The organism is Microbispora sp. CSR-4 (genome assembly GCF_008033685.1).
Taxonomy (GTDB): domain Bacteria; phylum Actinomycetota; class Actinomycetes; order Streptosporangiales; family Streptosporangiaceae; genus Microbispora.
This window is the reverse complement of the sequence record NZ_VJVX01000014.1, coordinates 57,215-72,700: the sequence shown is the minus strand read 5'-3', so window position 1 is coordinate 72,700 and position 15,486 is coordinate 57,215. Positions and strand designations below refer to the sequence as shown.

The 15,486-nt window shown below is 70.7% G+C and carries 10 protein-coding genes; 6 read left to right on the top strand and 4 right to left on the bottom strand.

The genetic code is table 11. The features are described 5' to 3' along the window. Window positions 1–48 precede the first annotated feature (48 nt). Together FLV34_RS43260 and hrpA are read left to right on the top strand one after the other, a co-directional pair. Entirely contained in the window at window positions 49–552 is a 504-nt protein-coding gene (locus FLV34_RS43260) for a winged helix-turn-helix domain-containing protein (RefSeq protein ID WP_142645619.1), read from the top strand. Window positions 553–624: 72 nt separating this feature from the next. Next, on the top strand, window positions 625–4,674 hold the full coding sequence (gene hrpA, locus FLV34_RS13355; protein ID WP_147943231.1) for an ATP-dependent RNA helicase HrpA: 4,050 nt from the start codon (window positions 625–627) through the stop codon (window positions 4,672–4,674). A 165-nt stretch (window positions 4,675–4,839) separates the two neighbouring features. Here hrpA and FLV34_RS13350 read toward each other — a convergent pair whose 3' ends face one another. Then, complete coding sequence (locus FLV34_RS13350) at window positions 4,840–6,369, bottom strand: gamma-glutamyltransferase family protein (RefSeq protein ID WP_147943230.1); 1,530 nt, start codon at window positions 6,367–6,369, stop codon at window positions 4,840–4,842. Window positions 6,370–6,433: 64 nt separating this feature from the next. Between FLV34_RS13350 and FLV34_RS13345 the strand changes: the two genes are divergently transcribed. The 3 genes from FLV34_RS13345 to FLV34_RS13335 all read left to right on the top strand — a co-directional run bounded on the left by FLV34_RS13345 (window position 6,434) and on the right by FLV34_RS13335 (window position 10,342). Further along, entirely contained in the window at window positions 6,434–7,087 is a 654-nt protein-coding gene (locus FLV34_RS13345) for an HAD family hydrolase (RefSeq protein WP_147943229.1), read from the top strand. A gap of 130 nt (window positions 7,088–7,217) precedes the next feature. Continuing rightward, window positions 7,218–7,628 (top strand): hypothetical protein, encoded by a 411-nt coding sequence (locus FLV34_RS13340; protein WP_147943228.1) that lies wholly within the window; start codon window positions 7,218–7,220, stop codon window positions 7,626–7,628. Further along, entirely contained in the window at window positions 7,625–10,342 is a 2,718-nt protein-coding gene (locus FLV34_RS13335; protein WP_147943227.1) for an AAA family ATPase, read from the top strand. Before FLV34_RS13340 ends, FLV34_RS13335 begins: the two co-directional genes overlap by 4 nt. A gap of 306 nt (window positions 10,343–10,648) precedes the next feature. On the opposite strand, the gene FLV34_RS13330 is transcribed toward FLV34_RS13335, so the two are convergent. Next, window positions 10,649–11,221, bottom strand: coding sequence for a hemerythrin domain-containing protein (locus tag FLV34_RS13330; RefSeq protein WP_142645615.1), 573 nt, complete (start codon window positions 11,219–11,221; stop codon window positions 10,649–10,651). Window positions 11,222–11,352: 131 nt separating this feature from the next. On the opposite strand from FLV34_RS13330, the gene FLV34_RS13325 reads away from it, so the two are divergent. Then, complete coding sequence (locus FLV34_RS13325; RefSeq protein WP_142645614.1) at window positions 11,353–12,414, top strand: LacI family DNA-binding transcriptional regulator; 1,062 nt, start codon at window positions 11,353–11,355, stop codon at window positions 12,412–12,414. Here the strand turns inward: FLV34_RS13325 and FLV34_RS13320 are convergent. Further along, entirely contained in the window at window positions 12,398–13,915 is a 1,518-nt protein-coding gene (locus tag FLV34_RS13320) for a serine/threonine-protein kinase (RefSeq protein WP_261985765.1), read from the bottom strand. The two genes, FLV34_RS13325 and FLV34_RS13320, sit on opposite strands and share 17 nt — an antisense overlap. Window positions 13,916–13,950: 35 nt before the next feature. After that, window positions 13,951–15,264, bottom strand: a complete 1,314-nt coding sequence (locus FLV34_RS13315) for an SGNH/GDSL hydrolase family protein (protein WP_147943225.1) — start codon at window positions 15,262–15,264, stop codon at window positions 13,951–13,953. Window positions 15,265–15,486 lie beyond the last annotated feature (222 nt).

Sequence of the window (15,486 nt, the reverse complement as noted above, 5' to 3'; positions counted from 1 at the left end):
CGACCGCGGTCACCACCGTCCGGTACGCCACGAGGCAAGGAGAGGGACATGTCCCACCAGAACGTGATCGACTTTGTGGAACGAAGGCGCGAGCAGGGCCATGAGCCCCCTGATCTCGGGCAGGGGTCCGTGCTCGGCGTGCTGCCGGTGCCGGAGACCGGCGCCGCGCTGATGATCGTGGGCTACCTGGTGCCCGCCGGAGTCGCGGCGGAGGCGCCGGAGCAGCCGGCCGCCGTCCTGCAGAGGCGGGCGGCCGCGGCCGAGGAGGACCTGGTCCTCGACCGGGCCGCGCGGGTGGCCCGGGCGGGCGGCGAGGAGATCGAGCTGACCTTCCGGGAGTTCGAGCTGCTCGACTACCTCAGCTCGGCCCCCGGCCGGGTCTACAACCGCCGCCAGCTCATGGCTGCCGTCTGGGACCGGTACGACGACGAGGGCGGCCGTACGGTCGACGTGCACATCCTTCGGCTGCGCCGCAAGCTGGGCCGGCACGCGGGCCGTATCGTGACCGTCCGCAACGTGGGGTACAAGTACCAGCCGGCGCGCCGCCACTGACACCACCCCGGAAGGGCCGCCGGAAAACCGCTGGCAGATCGGCGGGGGGCGTTGCCTATCCTTGAGCATGGAATGAACACGCTCGCCGATCTCCAGGCCCGCCTCCCCGACCTGATGCTGCGCGACCAGCGCAGGCTGCGCCGCCGTCTCGACGGCATGCGCCGGGTCCGCGACCGCGCCGCCCGCCAGTCCGTCGTCCAGGAGATCGCGGGGGACGTGGAGGCCGCGGAACTCCGCGTGGCCGCGCGCCGCGCCGCCGTCCCCGCTATCAGCTATCCACCCGAGCTGCCGGTCAGCCGGCACAAGGACGACCTGCTCACCGCGATCAGGGACCACCAGGTCGTCATCGTCGCCGGCGAGACCGGCTCGGGGAAGACCACCCAGATCCCCAAGATCTGCCTGGAGCTCGGCCGGGGGGTCCACGGGGTCATCGGCCACACCCAGCCGCGCCGCATCGCCGCCCGCACGGTCGCCGAGCGCATCGCCGAGGAGCTGTCGATCGAGCTGGGGGAGGCGGTCGGCTACAAGGTCCGCTTCACCGACCACTCCAGCGACGGGACGCTGGTCAAGCTGATGACCGACGGCATCCTGCTCGCCGAGATGCAGACCGACCCGCTGCTGCTGCAGTACGACACGCTGATCATCGACGAGGCGCACGAACGCAGCCTCAACATCGACTTCATCCTCGGCTATCTCAAGCAGCTCCTCCCCAGACGGCCCGATCTGAAGGTCGTCATCACCTCCGCGACCATCGACCCCGAGCGGTTCGCCCGGCACTTCGCCCAGCCGGGCGGGGAGCCGGCGCCCGTGATCGAGGTGTCCGGGCGCACCTATCCCGTGGAGGTCCGCTACCGCCCGGTCGACGAGGACGACGACCAGACCCAGGCCATCGTCGACGCCGTCGACGAGCTGTGCGCCGAGGGGCCGGGCGACATCCTGGTCTTCCTCAGCGGCGAGCGGGAGATCCGCGACACCGCCGACGCGCTCAAGGGCCGTCCCGAGGAGGTCCTCCCGCTTTACGCGCGGCTGTCGGCCGCCGAGCAGCACCGGGTCTTCCAGCCCCACCGGGGCAGGCGGATCGTGCTGGCCACCAACGTCGCCGAGACCTCGCTGACCGTTCCCGGCATCAAATACGTGGTCGACCCGGGCACGGCGCGGATCTCCCGCTACAGCCACCGGCTGAAGGTCCAGCGGCTGCCGATCGAGCCGATCTCCCAGGCGTCGGCCAACCAGCGCAAGGGCCGCTGTGGCCGTACGTCGGACGGCGTGTGCATCCGGCTCTACTCCGAGGAGGACTTCCTCTCCCGGCCGGAGTTCACCGATCCCGAGATCCTCCGTACGAACCTGGCGAGCGTCATCCTGCAGATGACGTCGCTGGGCCTGGGGGACATCGCGGCGTTCCCGTTCGTGGAGCCGCCGGACAGCCGTCAGGTGAGGGACGGCGTCAACCTGCTGCTCGAACTCGGCGCCCTTGAGGACAAGGGCGCCGACAGGGGCGCGGGCCAGGAGACCGACAGGGGCGACGGCCGGGAGGCGGACAAGGGCACAGGCCGGGAGACGAGGAGGGACGCAGGCCGGGATTCCGGGAAGGGCGCGGCCCGCGATTCCGGGAAGCGGGAGGCGAGGAAGGGCCCGCAGCTCACGCCGCTCGGGCGCAAGCTGGCCCAGCTCCCGGTGGCCCCCCGCCTCGCCCGGATGGTGCTGGAGGCCGACAAGAACGGCTGCGCCCGCGAGGTGATGATCATCGCGGCCGCGCTGTCGATCCAGGACCCGCGCGAGCGGCCGGCCGACAAGCAGCAGGCGGCCGACGAGAAGCACCGCCGCTTCGCCGACAAGGAATCGGACTTCCTGACCTATCTCAACCTCTGGAACTACCTGCGCGAAAAGCAGAAGGAGCTGTCGTCGAGCGCGTTCCGGCGGCTGTGCAAGGCCGAGTTCCTCAACTACCTGCGCGTACGCGAGTGGCAGGACATCGACAGCCAGCTCCGCCAGGTGGCCAGGACGCTGAACGTCGTGCCCAACAGCGTTCCCGCCGATCCCCAGCGGATCCACCAGTCGCTGCTGGCCGGCCTGCTGTCGCACATCGGGGTCAAGGACGTCGTCGAGAAGCGCAGGCAGGAGGGCCGCAGGCCGATCACGGAGTACATCGGTGCCCGCAACGCGCGCTTCGCGATTTTCCCCGGCTCGGCCCTGGCCAAGGCGCAGCCGCAGTGGGTGATGTCGGCCGAGCTGGTGGAGACCTCCCGGCTGTGGGCCCGGGTCAACGCCAAGATCGAGCCCGGCTGGATCGAGCCCCTCGCGCAGCACCTGGTCAAACGCACCTACAGCGAGCCGCACTGGGAGAAGGACCAGGCCGCCGTCGTCGCGCTGGAGAAGGTCACGCTGTACGGCGTGCCGATCGTGACCGAGCGGAAGGTCAACTACGGCCGCATCGACCCCGAGCTGAGCCGGGAGCTGTTCATCCGGCACGCGCTGGTCGACGGCGACTGGCGCACCCACCACAAGTTCTTCCACGAGAACCGCAAGCTGCTCGAAGAGGTCGAGCGGCTGGAGGAGAAGGCCCGCCGCCGCGACATCCTCGTGGACGACGAGACGCTGTTCGACTTCTACGACCAGCGGATCCCCGCAGATGTGGTCTCGGGCAGGCACTTCGACAGCTGGTGGAAGAAGGTGTCGCGGGAGACGCCCGACCTGCTGACGTTCTCGCCGGAGATGCTGGTCAACGACAGCGCCGGGGTCAGCGCCAGGGACTACCCCGACGCCTGGCGGCAGAACGGCCAGCGGATGCGGCTGACCTATCGCTTCGAGCCCGGCGCGGTGGAGACGGGCGAGGCCGACGGCGTGACCGTCCACATCCCGCTCGCGGTGCTCAACCAGGTCGACCCGACCGGCTTCGACTGGCAGATCCCCGGCCTGCGCGAGGACCTCGTCACCGCGCTCATCCGGTCGCTGCCGAAGAACCTGCGCCGCAACTTCGTGCCCGCCCCCAACTACGCCAAGGCCGTGCTGGAACGCGTACGGCCCGGGGGCGAGCCGATCCTGGAGGCGCTGGAGCGCGAGCTGCGGGCGCTGACCGGGGTGGAGGTGCCGCGCGACGCGTGGGCCCTCGACCAGCTCCCCGCCCACCTGCGGATCACCTACCGGGTGATCGACGACCGCAAGCGCACGGTGGACGAGGACAAGGACCTGGAGGCGCTCAAGCGGCGGCTCGCGCCGAAGCTGCGCGCCACGCTGTCGAAGGCCGCCGACGACCTCGAACGCGACGGCCTGCACGGCTGGACGATCGGCACGCTGCCGCAGGTGTTCGAGCAGGGCAGGCTGCGGGCCTACCCGGCCCTGGTGGACGAGGGCACGAGCGTCGCGGTCCGGATGTTCGAGACCGTGCGCGAGCGCGACCGGGCCATGTGGGCGGGCACCAGGAGGCTGCTGCTGCTCAACGTGGTCAGCCCGGCCAAGTCCATCCTGCGCACCCTGACCACCGCGCAGAAGCTCGCGCTCAGCCGCAGCCCGCACGGCGGGGCCGCCGCCCTGTTCGACGACTGCACGGCGTGCGCCGCCGACAAGCTCATGGCCCAGGCGGGCGGGCCCGTCTGGGACGAGGCCGGGTTCGAGCGGCTGCGCGACCACGTGCGCGCCTCGCTGTTCGAGACGACCGAGGAGGTCGTCTCCCGGGTGGAGCGCGTGCTGGCGGTCTGGCACGCCGCGCAGAACCGGCTCGGCGCGCTGGGCGGCGGGGCGGCCGACCTCAAGGCCGACATCGCCGACCAGCTCGACGGGCTGGTGCACGACGGGTTCGTCACCGAGACGGGATACGACCGGCTGCCCGACGTGCACCGCTATCTGCGGGCGGTCGAGCGCCGGCTCGACAAGCTCCCCGACGACCCCCGCCGCGACCGCGAGTGGATGCACCGCGTGCACGACATCGAGGACGAGTATCGCGACCTGCTCGACCGGCTGAAGCCCGAGGAGCGGGACGCCGCGGCCGTACGGGACATCCGGTGGATGATCGAGGAGCTGCGGGTGAGCTTCTTCGCCCAGCAGCTCGGCACTCCCACGCCGGTCTCGGAGAAGCGCATCCGCAAGGCCATGCAGCAGGTCGAGTCCGCCGCCCGGGTCGGCTGACCCGGGCGCCGGGCCCCCTGCCGCCGGAACTCGGCGGCAGAGGTGCTCAGCGGCAGGGGCCCCGGCGAAGCGACTGAGCGAGACGACTCAGCGACACCGCTCGCCGACACCGCTCGCCGACACCGCTCGCCGACACGGTGCGGCGACACGGTGCGGCGATACCGCTCAGCGGCCGAGTGCGGCGCCGATCAGCGCGCGGGGGTCGGCCGCCCCGGCGAGCACGCCCGACGGGAGCCGGTCGATCATGTGGGCGTGGCCGAAGCCGGAGCCCCACTCCACCGGCTCGACCGTGTGCCCGCGCTCGCGCAGGCCGTCGGCCCACGGCGCGCCCTCCTCGACCTCCACGACGGGGGCGGACCGCCAGGTGTCGAAGCCGGTGCCGCTGCCGAGCGCCCAGCGGGGGGCGCCGATCGCCTCGCCGGGCGTCTGGTCGTGGGCGAGCAGCCGGGTGACGAGCTGCAGCAGGATCTGCGGCTGCGCGTCGCCGCCCATCGTGCCGATGACCGTGCGCAGCGCCCCGTCCGGCCGGGTGATCAGCGCCGGGCACAGCGTGTGGGGCGGCCGCCGGCCCGGGCCGTACTCCGCGGGGTGGCCGGGCGTGAGCGAGAAGCCGATGCCGCGGTTGTGCAGGTTGATCCCGGTGTTGGGCTCGAAGAGCAGGCTGCCGAAGCCCGAGGCGTTCGACTGGATGAGCGAGACGCCCATGCCGTCGCCGTCGACTACGCACAGGTACGTCGTGTCGCCCGGCCCGGCGGGAGCGTCGGGCACGGGGGAGCGCCGCTCGGTGTCGATCATCGCGCGGCGCGCGGCGGCCGTGCCGAGCGGCGCGACGGCGGCCTCGTGCAGGACGTCCAGGCGGTCGTGCCCGGCCGCCCTGGCCGCCTCCACCAGCAGATGGGCCCAGCGCGGGTCGGCCGGGTCGGCGGGCCGATCCAGTTCGGCGAGGATCTCCAGGGCAAGCAGGAGCAGGTAGCCCTGGGAGTTCGGCGGAACGGTCCAGACCCGGTGCCCGAACGCCTCGACGCTCAGCGGCTCCACCCAGTCGGCGTTCGGCCGGGCCAGGTCCTCCTCGGTGTATTCACCGCGGCCCAGCTCCAGCAGGCCCTTGCCGAACTCGCCCTGGTAGAACGCCGCGCGGCCGCCCTCGGCGAGCGCGGTGAGCGCCCTGGCGACGCCGGGCCTGCGGATCACGTCCCCGGCGCGGCGGACGGCCGCGAAGTCCCGGGCTCCGGCCAGCGAGCCGATGAACTCCCCGCCCGGGGCGAGCAGCGGCGAGGCGGGGAAGCCCTCCGTCGCGAGGCGGATCGCGGGGGCCAGCAGGTCGCCGAGCGGCAGGCGGGCCCACCGCTCGTGCAGCGCCAGCCACCCGTCGGCGCAGCCGGGCACCGGCACCGAGCGGATGTCGTACAGGTGGGGCATCCGGTCGAGGCCCTCGGCGCGCAGCCGGTCGGGATCGGCGCCCGAGCCCGCCCGGCCCGAGGCGTTGAGCGCGCTCACGGCGCCGTCGTGGACGAGGGCGAACAGGTCGCCGCCGAGACCGCACATATGGGGGGCGGTGACCGCCAGTACGGCGTTGGCGGCGATGGCCGCATCCACCGCGTTCCCGCCCTTGTCCAGCATGGCGACCCCCGCCGCCGAGGCCAGATGATCGACTGTGCACACCATGCCGTTCAGGGCATACCGAGTCTCGCTCACGTTGGGCGATGTTACGGCACACCGTAGAGTTGCGGCCGTAACAGGACGAAAGGGAGAGGCGGTTATGGTCCGGGCGCTCGTGTTCGACGTGGGAGAGACGCTCATCGACGAGACCCGGATCTGGTCCCGGTGGGCCGACCGGCTGGGCGTGCCGCGCCTGACCTTCATGGGGGTTCTCGGCGGCATGGCCGCGCTCGACCGCAGCCACCGGGAGGCGTTCGAGCTGATCAGGCCGGGGATCGACCTCGACGCCGAGATCGAGGCGTGGCGGCGCGAGGACCCCGACGGGCTGCGCGAGAACTTCGACGCCGAGGACCTCTACCCGGACGTGCGGCACGCCCTGGCGGCCCTGCGAGAGGCAGGCTACGACCTGATCGTCGCGGGCAACCAGCCGCCCCAGGCGTACGACGCGCTGGTCGCGATGGACCTGCCGGTGGACGCGATCCACACCTCGGCGGGATGGGGGGTGGAGAAGCCCGACCCCGGGTTCTTCGCCAAGGTCGCGGCCGTCTGCGGGCATGAGCCGGGGGAGATCCTCTACGTCGGCGACCGTCTCGACAACGACGTTCTGCCGGCCGCGCGTGCCGGGATGCGTACGGCCCTGCTGCGCCGGGGACCCTGGGGCTACCTGCACTCCGAGCGCCCGGACGCCGCCCGGGCCGACCTCGTTGCCGACGGCCTCACCGATCTCGTCCGCCTGGTCCCCACCCTCACCTGACCTCCGAAGCTGCCAGGGTATTCGGGCATGGAGCGGTCCGGCCGATGCTGTCCCAAGGAGGGGGCGGCCGCCGCTGCGGATACTCCGAAAGATCTCCCGATGATGCTCTGTTGTATTACGATCACTTTCCGTGCCCGTTGATGTCGGCAGAAATCAGCTACGCGCGAGCTTCTCCCTCCAGAGAGGTGCCGCGCTGGAGATGCCGGAAAGCTCGCCGGCGGCCCTTCTCACTTTTTACGGCGCGGAGTGCGGTATGAAAGCGGCCCTCCTGGGCCGTCTTCATTTGCGATCGACTGCGCAGCTTCCCGATCACCTGCGAAATCACGATCTGCACCGGCTGGCTAAGGAACTGAAGCTTCCTTCCTCCCTGTGCAAGCGGATGCAGCCCTGCGCGAGTCAGCACTCAGACGGGCAGGTGGCGTTCGCCGAGCTGCACCAGGCGTGGAGGTACGGCCGCTCTCTGCAGCGGGATCACGAGAAAGAAGCCCTGGCCGTGTTGCGGGAGCTGCTGGACTGGTGTCGGCAAGAATTGGGGGCATGATCGTGCCGGACGAGATATCGGTCCCCGAGCGTCTTTACACCTGGGTTGATGTCGACGCGCATCTTGCCGATCTCGCCGTACGCAACCAGTGGCCGGGCTGGCTTCACGAGTGCGATGCGTTCTGGGATGGGGTCGAGCTAACTGTCGACCCGAGCGCTTCGCGTGACGAGGCTCTGTCATGGCTGGAGGAGAAGTTCGGCGTCGGGTCGATCGCGCGAGATGAGGACGTCGTCGCGATACGGCTTGATGACGTTCCCGGGCGCTTGTCCACCAGGATGCTTCCAATCGAGGTCCGGCACCAACGGCCCGATCTGCCGAGACGAGAGCCGCGCTGGCGCGAGCGTCGCATCGTCCGTTCCCTCGGTCAGCCGCTACCTCCCCCGGAGGGTCCATTTCCCGGCAACGTGCGGATCGCGGCTCTGCACTCGTTCAAGGGGGGCGTAGGGCGCACATTGCACGGAGTCGCTCTTGCCGAGGCCATATCCCAGCGTGGCGAGCGCGTTCTCCTGGTCGACGCTGACCTGGAAGCGCCCGGGATCACTTGGATGTTCACGGCCCACGGCAGACGGGTGGATTTCGCCTATGAGGATTTCCTGTCGCTGCTGCATTCGTCAGAGGACGGGCGGCCCGACGACGCGGTGACCCTCGGAGCGGCCTACCTGCCGAACCAGACGATCGGCAGAGTGATCGCCATGCCGACCAGGCGCACGCTGCAGGACATTGCGCCGCCACGTATCCAGCCCACCGATCTGCTGACCCCCGAACGATCGATCTACTACCTCACGGAGTCCCTGGCTCAACTGGCTGATCACCTCGGCGCGCGGGCCGTTCTGATCGACCTGCGAGCCGGCGGGAGCGAGTTGTCGGCCCCGGTGCTCCTGGATCCCCGCGTGCAGAGGATCTTCGTCACGACGGTCAGCGATCAATCACTGATCGGCACTGCCCGCATCATTCAGGAACTCGGCAGGAGGGCGCCCACACGTCCGGAGGATCCGGCGAGCGCGGCGGTCATTACCCAGTTTCACCCGCAAGGTCACGCCGAACTCGCTATCGAAGCCGCGGCGATGCTGCGTGACGTGATTGCCAAGACGCTTGAGCCGAGCCCGCAAGGGGGTGAGGATCGGGTCGTCGACGGGGACGTCACGCTTGAGCCGATACTCAGTGTGTTCCAGGATCGTCTCCTGGCGCTGCCCTCGTCGTGGGAGTCTGTCGTCGAACTGGTACACCGTCAGCGACTCACTAAGACGCTGGCGCCGCTCGCGGACGAACTGAGTCGGCCGGAAGAGACGGCATACACACCGCGACCGGGTTCGTCTGTTTCGCCCTCCGGCATGAATGAGCTGGCTGAACTCCGGGGACGCCTTGGAGACTTCGCCCGACGGCTCGCGTATGCGGAGACCGCCGATGACACCGAGTTTCTGACGACGGAGTCGCTCCGGAACCTGCTTACCTCGCACCGGACCGAGCCTCCCCTGTGCGTGGTGGCGGGCGCCAAAGGTTCCGGCAAGACGTTCACCCAGATTCAGATGTGCTTGCGTCGCACCTGGCGTGATTACGCGGTCGATGTGGGCGTGCCGGATGTCGCGCTACAGGCACTACTAGCCCCGGTCTTCATCTCCAAGAACCTCAAGGATCATCAACGGATAAGCGCGATCCAGCGCGACGCCTGCGTCTCCTCGGAGGCGGAGCCGGCGAGCCAGCTGGAACTACGGGATCGCATCGACCAGGCGCTGCGGGCGCAACTTTCCGATTCCGAATGGCGTCGGGTCTGGCTCACCTGCATGGCTCGAGCGGTCGGCATCGACGCCGAGACTTCCGACGTCGAGCAGAAGCTAGCCGACTTCGCGCGCGATGGCTCGAGGATTTTCCTCATCGACGGTCTCGAAGACCTGTTGCAGGACTTCGCGCGAAGTGAGGCTCAGCGGCAGGCGCTTCGGGTTCTCATGGTGGACTGTCTGGACTGGCTGCGCAGTCTGCGAGGGCGCCCACTCGGCTTGGTGATCTTCGTCCGGAGGGATCTCATCCAGGCGGCCGTTCGCCAGAACTACAACCAATTCCTCGCCCGATACAGCGAGTATGAGCTCAAATGGAACCCCGCCGAGGCGCTGCGACTCGCCCTGTGGATCGCCCAGCGCTCCGGAAGTCTTCCGGGTCTGTCATCCGAGGACGTGGCAAAGGCGACGGACAAGGATCTGAGCCGCCAGCTCACTCCTGTCTGGGGCGAGAAGATGGGTTCGGCTCGCTCTCGTGAGGCGAGGTCGGATGGATGGTTCCTCGCCGCGCTGTCCGATTTCAACGGGCAGATCCAGGCACGCGACATAGTCATCTTCATCGCGGAGTCCGCGGACCTCTCGATGGACGACAGCCGCTGGTCGGATCGGCTGCTGACGCCCTCCGCTATGAGGAACGCGCTGGTCAAATGCAGCAGGCAGAAGATCGAGGCGATCGGGGCGGAGAGTCCGCAGGTTGGAGAGCTTCTCAAGCGGCTGGACGGCCTGAGCGCGGAGAAGAAGAAGATCCCCTTCAGCCCCGAAATCGTCGGCCTCTCGGGTGAGGATCTCGATCTCCTGGTCGCCAACGGAGTCGTTTTCCGTGAGGAAGACCAGTACTGGATTCCCGAGATCTTCCGTCACGGCCTGTCGTTCAAGGCCGCCGGCCGCCCCAAGATCCTGGCCATCGCGAACCTCGTCCGGCAGCGCAACAATCTCGACTGACGCGGGGTCCCCGAGCCCAGCTAATCAAGGGCGCAGGCGGCGGGCGAGGAGTTCGCGCAGGGCGCCGGTCTCCTCGCCAAGGCGGTTGAGGCAGGCGAGGAACTCCTCCGGCTTGCCTTCGGGCACACCGGCTCGGGCGGGGCGCTCGCCTTCGCCGACCCGGACGCGGGGATCGCCCTGGCCTACACGCCGAGCGGTCTCGTCGTCAGCGCGGCCGGCCCCGACCCGAGGTGGGAACCCATGATCGCGGCGCTGTACGCCTGCCTGTGACGGCCGGCCGGGGAACCGGCGGCGCCGCGACCCGGTTCAGCTCTGCGCCTGCTTCTGCTGCTTGACGGCGGAGACCAGCTCGTCCTTGGTCATCCCCGACGCGGCGTCGACGCCCAGCTCCTTGGCCTGGTGCAGCAGCTCGTCCTTCGTCCGCGAGCGCGGCTTGATCGGCGCGGCGAGCACCTCGGCCTTCCGCTTGCTGAACGCCTTGCCGAGCCGCACCCGCTCCTCGAAGGGGACGGCCTTCTCCAGCACCGGGAGGATGTCGTGCTCCTCTTCCTCGACGTGGTGCGTCACCGCCTCGATCAGCTCGTGCAGCAGTGTCTCGAACTCGGGGCTCTCCGGGGCGGTCTCCAGGAGCCGGGAGATCATCTCCTCGGCCTCGTGGTGCTCCTCGGCTCCGTGGTGGACCTCCTCCTTCTCGTCGGGCCGCCGCCTGGCGAGCACGGGGTAGACCTCGTCCTCCTCGCCCTCGCTGTGGGCGATGAACTTCGCCGCCAGCTCCGCGAGGAGAGCCGGCCGGTTCTCCGGCATCTTCCGGAGCCGTTCGAACAGCGACTCCACGTCGCGGTGATCTTCCTTGATCAGGCTGATGACGTCGGTTGCCATGGGTTTCCTCCTGTGCGTGGACGCGCTCGCACTACCCGAGGTCACCGCGCTCACACCGGAGATGCCGAGATGAGCGTTTCGCAGCCGTTCGTACGCGGATGACGGCGGACCGTGTCCCGTAGACTCGGCTCATGATCGAGGGAGGCCGGTCGCGCAGGCTCCGAGGCCCTCGGCGCGGCGACCTCAGCGTCGCCGCGATCGCCGAGCTCGCCGGGGTCTCACCGCCGACGGTCTCGAAGGTGCTGCACGGCCGGACCGGCGTGGGGGAGAGCACCCGGCAGCGGGTGGAGGCGCTCCTGCGCGAGCACGGGTTCCGCAGGCAGGTGCCCGCCGGGTCGGCGTACGGCCTGGAGGTGGTGTGCAGCAACATGCTGGGCTCCATCGCCGTCGAGATCATGCGGGGCGTCGAGCAGGTCGCGGCCACCCGTCAGCTCTTCGTCGGCTTCACCGACGTACGTTCACGAGTCACGGCGGGCCTGCCCTGGGTGGAACCCCTGTTGCTGCGGCAGCCGGTGGGGGTGATCGCCGTCGTCTCCGGATTCACCACCGAGCACCGCGACCTGTTCGAGGCCGCGGGCGTCCCCCTCGTGGCGCTGGACCCCACCGGGGACGTGCATCCCACGCCGTCGGTGGGATCGACCGGCTGGAGCGGCGCGCTCGCGGCCACCCGGCACCTGCTCGACCTGGGGCACCGGCGGATCGGCGTGATCACCGGGCCGGCCGACTTCCTGGCCTCGCGGGCGCGCCTCGACGGCGTCCGCGCCGCCCTGGACACCGCGGGCGTCCCGTTCGACAAACGGCTCATGCGTGACGGGCCGTTCCTGTACGAGTACGGCCGGGACCTCGGGGCGGAGCTGCTGGCCCTGCCCGACCCTCCGACGGCCATCGTGTGCGGCAACGACCTGCAGGCGTTCGGCGTCTACGAGGCCGCCCGGCTCGCCGGTCTGCGCATCCCCGACGACCTCAGCGTCGTCGGGTTCGACGACATCGAGCACTGCGCCTGGGTGGCGCCGCCGTTGACGACGGTACGCCAGCCGTTCTTCGAGATCGGCGCCACCGCCGCGCGGATGGTGCTGGCGCTGGCCGACGGGGAACGGCCGTCCGAGACGCTCGTCGAGCTCGGCACCACCCTCGTGGTGCGCGACAGCACGGCCCCGCCCCGCCGGAACGCCAGGATCAGGAGTCCTTGGTGAGGGTCCCCTCGTAGGCGAACAGGCCGAGGTCGTCGGTGTGGCGATAGGCGAGGGCGTTCCCCCGCCGGGTGAGCACGACGTCGCCGGGGACGCACTTCGGGACGTCCTCCAGCCGGAACGTGAGCGCCGAGCCGGACGCCCCCGTCAGCCGCAGCGTGCCGTCGCAGGAGTTCGCCGGCTCCTTCCATCTGCCGGACGGCTCGCCGGCCTTCAGCTCGATCTCTATGTCGTACTCGCTCGTGAGGAGACCGGCGGTGGGTGCGGTGTGCCCCCGCCACTTTCCCTCGAACGCCTGGGGGATGCCCGCGGGTGCGGATGCGGTCGCCGGGTCCGCCCCGCCGCCGTATCCGCCCGCGTCTGTCGTCGTGGCACCGGTCGGCGCCGGGCTCGCCGCCTCCGTGCTCTGGACGTACGAGGGCGCGGTCGGCAGGGGCGTGGGGGACGGCCCGCCGGACATCGCGGCCAGGCGCGGCACCAGCAGCGCGGCGGTGATCCCGAGAGCCACCACGGCGGCGCCGGCCCCGGCCAGGACCCGCAGGCGCGACCCGCCCCGGCCGCCCCCGGGCATGGTGTCCGCCGCTCCGCCTCCGGGGGCGGTATGCGCTCCGGCCGGGCTCGCCGACGGCGAGGTCGCCGAAGTCGGATCGTACGGCTGCGCGGGCCCGCCGGGAGAGACGTTCGCCGCCGCCCCCGTACGCCCCGGGAGGGTCGGGGTGCCGACCAGTTCGAGCAGCAGGTCGCGGGCGGTGGGGCGGACGGCGGGATCCTTGGCGAGGCAGCGTTCGACCAGCGCCCGCAGGGGCGGGGGCACCGGCGTCAGATCGGGGAAGGTCGTCATGATCCGGTGCAGCACGGCGGCGACGTTCCCGGCGCCGAACGCCGCCCTGCCGGAGGCGGCGAAGACGATCGTCGCGCCCCACGCGAACACGTCGGAGGCGGGAGAGGCCGGATGCCCCGCGATCTGCTCGGGCGCCAGGTAGGCCGGGGTGCCCACCGGGCCCGCGGTCATCGTCTCGCTCTCGTCGTGGCGGGCGATGCCGAAGTCGACCACGCGGGGGCCGTCCGGCCCCAGCAGCACGTTGGCCGGCTTGAAGTCGCGGTGCACGATGCCCGCGCCGTGGATCGCCGCCAGCGCGGTCGCCGTCCCCACCGCGAGCCGTTCCAGCTCGCCCCCGCGCAGCGGGCCCGACGCCGCCACCCGCTGCTGCAGCGAGGGGCCGTCGACGAACTCGCTCACGACGTACGGCTCGCGCCCGTCCACCATCGCGGTGATCACCCTGGCGGTGCAGAAGGGGGCGACGCCGCGCAGGACGTCGAGCTCGCGCGCCAGCCGTGCCCGGACGACGGGGTCGAGCCCGGTCTTGAGCACCTTGACCGCGACCGGGGCGCCGTCCGGGGCGTGTCCCAGATAGACGACGCCTTGGCCGCCCTCGCCGAGACGGCCGCTGATACGGAACCCGCCGAGCGTGCGCGGGTCGTCTGGCTCAAGGGGGGCGACCATGGTCACACGGTAGCGACCCCGTGGCCGTTCCGGGATCAGAGCATGCGGAGGTTCACCGCGTCGGCGAGCGCGAGCCGCCCGGCGTCACTGAGGTGCAGGTGGTCACCCGAGTCGTACGGGACGGCGAGCTGCTCGGGGAAGTCGGGGTCGCGTACGGCCCGGTCGAAGTCGAGCACGCCGTCGAACATCTTGCTCGTGCGGATCCACGTGTTCAGCCGCTGCCGGAGCTCCTCGCGCTCCGGGGTCCAGGTGCCGAAACCGTAGAACGGGGTGAGCGTCGCGACCAGCACCTTGACCTTGCGGGCGTGCGCCGCCTGGACCAGCCGCTTGTATCCGTAAACGAGCGGCTTGATCGAGGTGTACTCGCCCCGGGAGATGTCGTTGATCCCCTCGTAGATCACCACCGTGCGCACCCCGGGCTGGCTGAGCGCGTCGCGGTAGAACCGGCTGACCCCGCTCGGGCCGACGTTGGAGTGCAGCAGCCGGTTTCCGGCGATGCCGGCGTTGAGCACGCCCAGCCGCCGCGACTGCGACTGGCGGGCCAGCCGCTGCCGCAGATAGTCGGTCCAGCGGCGGTTGGCGTCGACGGCCTGGCCGGTGCCGTCGGTGATCGAGTCGCCGAACGCGACCACCGAGCCGATCGTGGTCGCGCCCGCCTCGACCGCGATCCGGTCGAGGAAGTACCACTGCGTGCTCGTGTAGGTGAAGCCCTCGCCGCCCTCCTCCGCCGCGAAGTCCCCCGGCTCGGACAGGTAGGTGGTGCTGTAGGCGCGTTCGTGCCCGGTCACGCCCCTGACCGTGCCGGGCAGGTGGAGGCTGACGACCAGGGCCGATCCGCCGGCGACCCGGCCCGGGATCGGATCGCTCCAGACGGCCTGGCCCGGCGGCACCTTGACCGAGGTGCGCTTGCGGAAGGTCACCGGCCGGTTGGTGCCCGCGATGATCTCGGCGCCGTACGCCTGGACGCCCACGTGGACGTCGGCGAACGTCACCGGCGCCGCCCCGAAGAGGTTGGACAGACGCAGGCGCATGCCGGTGCCGCCGACGCTGGCGCGCACGACCATGCGTATGGTCTGCCCGCCGAGGGCCGCGCTGATCCGGTCGGTCGCGGTGGTCCAGGCGCCGACCAGGCGGTGCTGCGCGCGCGAGTCGTCACCGGGCCTCGGCGCGGCCGTACGCTGCGGGGCGGCCGCCGCCGCGAGCCCCCGGACGGCGGAGGGCGTGGCGGTCGCGGTGCGCGCGGCCGTGAGGGACTCCGCGTGGACCGGCGCCATGGGAAGCGCCACGGTCACGCCGCTGACGGCGAGGGCGAGAGCGGCCATGGTCAACCGGTGCGCCGGCCGTGCCATCCGGGATCCTCCATCTGGGTGTCGCTGGGGGCGGTCCGTCGCGGCCACGCTTCCGATCGCTCCGCCGAGCCCGTTGATCGAAAAGCGTCCGCGAGGCCATACATTACGGCTGTTTGGCGATGACCGGGTGAGAAGTTGACCGTCAGGGGTAAGAGTCGGCAGCTCGTCCGCCTTGGACGGGACTTTTAGGTCATTATCGGGATCGATGCGACGGATGGTGCA

Excerpts from the sequence above, each read along its gene's own strand:
- FLV34_RS13315 (WP_147943225.1), bottom strand. The coding sequence starts at position 15,264 with ATGGCACGGCCGGCGCACCGGTTGACCATGGCCGCTCTCGCCCTCGCC.
- FLV34_RS43260 (WP_142645619.1), top strand. The coding sequence starts at position 49 with ATGTCCCACCAGAACGTGATCGACTTTGTGGAACGAAGGCGCGAGCAG.
- hrpA (WP_147943231.1), top strand. The coding sequence starts at position 625 with ATGAACACGCTCGCCGATCTCCAGGCCCGCCTCCCCGACCTGATGCTG.
- FLV34_RS13330 (WP_142645615.1), bottom strand. The coding sequence starts at position 11,221 with ATGGCAACCGACGTCATCAGCCTGATCAAGGAAGATCACCGCGACGTG.
- FLV34_RS13345 (WP_147943229.1), top strand. The coding sequence starts at position 6,434 with ATGGTCCGGGCGCTCGTGTTCGACGTGGGAGAGACGCTCATCGACGAG.
- FLV34_RS13335 (WP_147943227.1), top strand. The coding sequence starts at position 7,625 with ATGATCGTGCCGGACGAGATATCGGTCCCCGAGCGTCTTTACACCTGG.
- FLV34_RS13320 (WP_261985765.1), bottom strand. The coding sequence starts at position 13,915 with ATGGTCGCCCCCCTTGAGCCAGACGACCCGCGCACGCTCGGCGGGTTC.
- FLV34_RS13325 (WP_142645614.1), top strand. The coding sequence starts at position 11,353 with ATGATCGAGGGAGGCCGGTCGCGCAGGCTCCGAGGCCCTCGGCGCGGC.